Genomic DNA, 4,715 nt, shown 5'->3' on the forward strand with positions numbered 1-4,715 from the left:
CCGCCTCGATCGTGCCCGACGAGGGCCGGCCGTAGGCGTGCCCGGCGAAGGCCTCGGCGAAGAAGCGGCGCGAGGCCATCACGCCCGGGTCGTTCTGCTGGTAGCGCAGGCCGGCCACCTGGTTGACGGCGCCGCGGACCTGGCGGGCCGGGTCGCCGGTGAGGCCGCCCAGCGCGGTCTGGGCACGGCCCTTGATGTGGCGCGATGCACCGCGGATCTGGTCGCCGTTCATGGGATTCTCCTGCATTCGACGATGTCGGGGGCGGCCGGGCCGTCGGCTCGGTCGCCCACCGTGTTTCGGGCCAGGGCGTTCGGGTTCAGCGCTTGCCGGTGGGCTTTCAGCGCTTGCCGGTCGCCTTGTCGACCAGGGACGACACGCCGTCCTTGGCCTCGCCGACGGTGCGCTGGGCCTCGCCCTTGAGCTCCTGCGCCTTACCCTCGACGACGAGCCCGTCGTTGCCCGTGATCTTGCCGGCGGCCTGCTTGACGTTGCCGGCCGCCTCGTTGGCGAAGCCCTTCAGCTTGTCCGTGGTGCTGCTCATCGGATGGCTCCTTTCGAGAGAATGGGGTGAGTGGCGTGGGTGATCGGTCCCGGCCGGCCGTATGGGCCGGCCGGGTGGGGCTCAGGCGCGGCGGGGGTCGTAGCCGGCGACGAGGGTCGGCAGCTTCGGGGCGCCGAAGCGGCCGCCGAGGAAGCCGGCGAGCGCACCGAGGATCAGCGCCAGGGCGCCGTAGAACGCGCCCTGGGTGGCGGCGCTGCGGGTGGCCTCGGCGGCGACCTTGGCCTTCTGCTTGGCGTCGGCGAGCGCCGCCTCGTACTGCTTCTCGTAGCCCTGGATCTGCGTCTTGGCCTGGTCGGCCGGAATGCCCTGGGCCTTGGCCAGCGCGTCGGCGGCGCGGTTCTCGGCCTGGGCCTTCTGCGCCGGGTCGCCCGAGAGCAGGGCGCGGATCGCGGAGGCGGCGGCGTCGCGCAGCGCCTGCGGGTCCTGGCCGGCCGCCTGCTGACGCACCGACTTCTCGATCCCCTCGAGCGGGTTCGAGATCTGGGCCAGCGACGGGGCGGCCGCCTGGGCCGCGGTCTGCACGGTGCCGCCGACCAGCGAGCCGGCACCGCCCAGCGTGCTGGTCACGCCGGAGAAGGCGCCGCCGACGATGCCGCCGACGGCGGAGCTGAGCAGGTAGAGCACGACCAGCGTCGTCACCGCCCAGGAGACGAGGCCGTGCAGGCCGGCCGCCCCCGCGATGGGCTTGCCCGAGAGGCGCCCGGCGATGAGGCCGCCGGCCAGCGACGCGACGATGCCGGACCCGACGAACCAGAGGCCGGCGCCCATCGACAGGGTCGAGGCGGCGGGGTTGTCGGCGGCGGGACCGCCGACGCTGGACAGGCCGATGCCGACGCCGACCATGTTCAGGATCACCTGGGCGACCAGCGCCAGGACGGCGCCGGCGAAGATCGCGCCCCAGGAGGCCTGGTGCAGGTGGACGGTCGAGACGGCGCTCGCCGAGGGTGCGGTGGGGATGGTGGAGGTTGTGGCCACGATGGACTCCGAAAGACTAGACGCGACGAGGACGGGTGTCAGCGGCGGGAATGGATGAGGAGGGCGAGGCCGTAGCCGACGGCGCCGGCGATCATCAGGGCGACGAAGGGGCTCTCCTCGACCTGGTGGCTCACGGCCCGACGGCCCTGGCGCAGGTAGTGGCCGCCGTTCTCGTAGGCGTCCTCGGCGTAGTCCGCGGCGTCGTCGGCGACGTTCCGGACGGCGTCCTTGGCTTGGCCGTAGAGGTTCTCGGCCGAGCCTTGCGCTTCGCGAAAGCGGCCTTCGACCGAGTCGTTGCGCGACCCGACGAGGTCGCCGACGGCGCCCTGTGCCCTGCCGACGAACTCTTTCGCTGCGCCGGTGACGCGATCCGTATCGACCATGATGTCCGTCCTGTTCTGAGAGGGTGTGGAGACGTGTGCGGCGCGTCGCCCGGGCTACGACATGCGCGTGGACCCGGGCTTCGCGTCGGACTTCGAAAAACGAGGTTCGGTGTGGCCCGCGCGGTTCTGCCCGCGTTCGGGCCGGACCTGCGGTTCTGGGTGCGTTGGTTTCGCTGGGCACGATCCCGTCCGATCGAACGCGCGGCGTGATCCGCACAGGTTCGAGGGGACGGTTTCGGCCCGCGCTGTTCTTGCTCCGGTGCCGTACTGTCGTTGCGCTTGGTGGGGTGCTCTTCCGGTGCTCTTTGACCGAGCTTGGCCTCAGCTTCGGGTCACCTTGGAGATGGTGGCGTCACCTCCGGAGGCAATGGTACGAAAGTACTGGTATTCTGATTTATTCATTTCGGGATCGTTGCCGGCAGGTTGTGCTCCCGCGCCCATACGATCACCTCGGAGCGCTTGTGCAGGCCGAGCTTGCGGTAGAGCGCGGCGGTGTGGTTGCGGACGGTGTTGCGCGACAGGTTCAGTCGCTTGGCGATGGTGTCGTCGCTCAACCCCGCGCAGACGAGGCCGAGCATCTGCCGCTCGCGCACGGTCAGGCTGAGGGTCGGGTCCTCGGCGGTCTCCGCCCCCGGATGACGCAGGCTCGCGAGCTTCTCGATCAGCCCGCGGCTGAACCAGGACGTGTCGGCCATCACCGCCTCGATCGCCTCGAACAGGTCGCGCTCGGAGCGCTTGCGGTCGGTGATGTCCTGCAGCACCGCCAGGACGAACGCCTCGTCGTTGATGGTGACGCGCTCGGCGGAGACGAGGCAATCGAGGTCGCCGGCGCTTTCCGCGTGCAGGCAGGTCTCGAGCCCGAGCACGAAGCCGGTACGCATCACGGCGCCTTCGAAGCGCAGGCGGGCCGCATCCTTCGTCCAGAGGCCGATCTCGTCGGGCGTGCGGCCCACCACGCGGTCCTGCCCGTAGCCGAAGACGCGGGTGAAGGCCTCGTTCACGCCGGTGATGGCGAAGCCCTCGGCCCGGCACAGCATGGTCGGCACGGGCGTCAGCTGGAACGCCTTGGCGAAGCGCTCCTCGCTCTGGCGGAGTGCCGTCTCGGCCTTCTTGCGCAGCTCCAGGTCGGCGAAACTGAACAGCATGCACGGCTCGTCGCCGAGCTCCATCGGCTGCCCGGCGACGATGACGAAGCGGGTGCCGCCATCCGGCAGCTCGAGGCAGGCCTCCATCTGCGGGATGGTGGCGCCTTCGTTGAGGCGGGAGATCGCGAGGTCGCGGCTGCGCGCCCCGGCCAGCACGTCGACCTCGTAGACGCTGCGGCCGATCACGGCGTCACGGGTGTAGCCGGTCATCTCGAGGAAGCCGACGTTCACCTTGACGTGGCGCAGGTCCGACAGCCGGCAGATCACGGCCGGCGCCGGGTTGGCGTTGAAGGTCTTCTCGAACCGCTCCTCCGCCTCGAATTGCGGGGTCACGTTCTGGAGGATCAGGGCGAGGCAGCTCGGCGTGCCGGAGGCGTCCGTCACCACAATGCTGCGGAGCGAGTGGACGAAGTCCACGTCCGGCTTGTCGGTGCGCTTCACGTCGACGATGACGTCGTGGAAGGTCTCGCCGCGCACCACGCGCTCGATCGGGTATTGCTCCGGCAGACGGTTGTTGCGGTAGCGCAGGGAGAACCGGGCGCGATACGCATCGACCGTCTCGCCGAGCTCGGCGAGGTTTTCGGCGCCGTGCATGGCGAGCGCCGCGTCGTTCGCCCAGACGATGCTCTGGTCGGGCTCGACGAGGATCACCCCTTCGGTCAGGCCGGCGATGATCTGCCGGAGTTCCGATCTGTCGACGCTCGCGGTCACGGGTGGGTGTGGTCCTGGGAAAGGATCGTTCCAGGGTGGACGATCCCGGCGGCAACCGTTGCGCGAGCAACTGGTTCCCACTTCCCGTCGATTTCACTGGTACGATCGTCCCGTCACCGTAGTCTTGATCGCTGGTGCAGCCGGCTCAGGACCGGAACGGCGTTCAAGTTGGGTGGACGCATGCGCTTCCATGCCCCGCCGCTCGGCCGCATTCCGCAGCGATGAGAGATGTGGCGTCCCCGGCAGGGCTCGAACCTGCGACCCCAGGTTTCATACCACTTCGGCTTTCGCCGCCGCGGGCGGGTGCCCGCGTTCGTGGCCTGGACTATCCCTTCGCCGTAGGCGCCCGAAGGCGCCCTTAGGTGCCGCCCGTCTAGTCTCTACACCTTCCCGTGCATGGCACTGCGCGGGCTTGGCTCGGGATCGGCAGGGTTCCGGCGACCTGAATCGCCGGGACCGGAAGCGTTCCCCGAATTTGAGCGGATCCGCCGCGCGGTTTCCCGATGCGGCGCCCAATTTGCGTTTAGGAAACCTGTGCTCTGTCCAGCTGAGCTACGGAGACGTACCGATCGTTTGTACCATCGTCGCAGCGCGAGTCCACCCGGAACCCAAAGCGGCCGACCTGTTGCCAGCCTGCGCTGGGCGGAGCGGCCCGATCCGGGGCATGCTGTCCTTAGGGATTCGCGGTGTTCCGATTGGGGCGCGGGAGGCGGGGCGATGGGAAGGACGGGGCGGATGCTCGTGGGCGTGGCCTGCGCCACGATCCTCGGCGCCCGCTCCTGCGCCTCGGCGGCACCGCGATCCGGGGCTGGCGAATGCGTAGCGGGGGCGGCGCGGGCCGACACCCTGTCCGCGGTCGAGCCCCGCGGCGAGCTCGTGCTCGCCTCCGGCGCCCGTGCGGTGCTCGGGTCCCTGCGCTGGCCCGACGACCCGGAGGT

At 70.1% G+C, this 4,715-nt stretch carries 4 protein-coding genes and 2 pseudogenes; 1 reads left to right on the plus strand and 5 read right to left on the minus strand.

The window, feature by feature from the left end; genetic code table 11:
• The 5 genes and pseudogenes from FV222_RS31265 to FV222_RS17890 all read right to left on the minus strand — a co-directional run.
• A pseudogene (locus FV222_RS31265) lies at positions 1 to 232 on the minus strand (hypothetical protein); the annotation flags it as partial.
• Positions 233 to 338: 106 nt separating this feature from the next.
• Positions 339 to 542, minus strand: coding sequence for a CsbD family protein (locus FV222_RS17875; protein WP_147815304.1), 204 nt, complete (start codon positions 540 to 542; stop codon positions 339 to 341).
• A gap of 81 nt (positions 543 to 623) precedes the next feature.
• Positions 624 to 1,538 (minus strand): PhnA-like protein, encoded by a 915-nt coding sequence (locus tag FV222_RS17880; RefSeq protein ID WP_147815305.1) that lies wholly within the window; start codon positions 1,536 to 1,538, stop codon positions 624 to 626.
• Positions 1,539 to 1,576: 38 nt separating this feature from the next.
• A complete protein-coding gene (locus tag FV222_RS17885) occupies positions 1,577 to 1,921 on the minus strand; it encodes a CsbD family protein (protein ID WP_147765095.1) in 345 nt (114 codons plus the stop codon).
• A 398-nt stretch (positions 1,922 to 2,319) separates the two neighbouring features.
• Positions 2,320 to 3,777, minus strand: coding sequence for a PAS domain S-box protein (locus FV222_RS17890; protein ID WP_147750659.1), 1,458 nt, complete (start codon positions 3,775 to 3,777; stop codon positions 2,320 to 2,322).
• A gap of 735 nt (positions 3,778 to 4,512) precedes the next feature.
• Between FV222_RS17890 and FV222_RS29785 the strand changes: the two are divergent.
• Positions 4,513 to 4,715, plus strand: a pseudogene (locus FV222_RS29785) (DNA-binding protein); the annotation flags it as partial.

The sequence above is a fragment of the Methylobacterium sp. WL103 genome, assembly GCF_008039885.1.
GTDB classification, from domain to species: Bacteria; Pseudomonadota; Alphaproteobacteria; order Rhizobiales; family Beijerinckiaceae; genus Methylobacterium; species Methylobacterium cerastii.

What these genes read in the sequence shown, in the direction of transcription:
- FV222_RS17875 (WP_147815304.1), bottom strand. Translation starts at nt 542, where the DNA reads ATGAGCAGCACCACGGACAAGCTGAAGGGCTTCGCCAACGAGGCGGCC.
- FV222_RS17885 (WP_147765095.1), bottom strand. Translation starts at nt 1,921, where the DNA reads ATGGTCGATACGGATCGCGTCACCGGCGCAGCGAAAGAGTTCGTCGGC.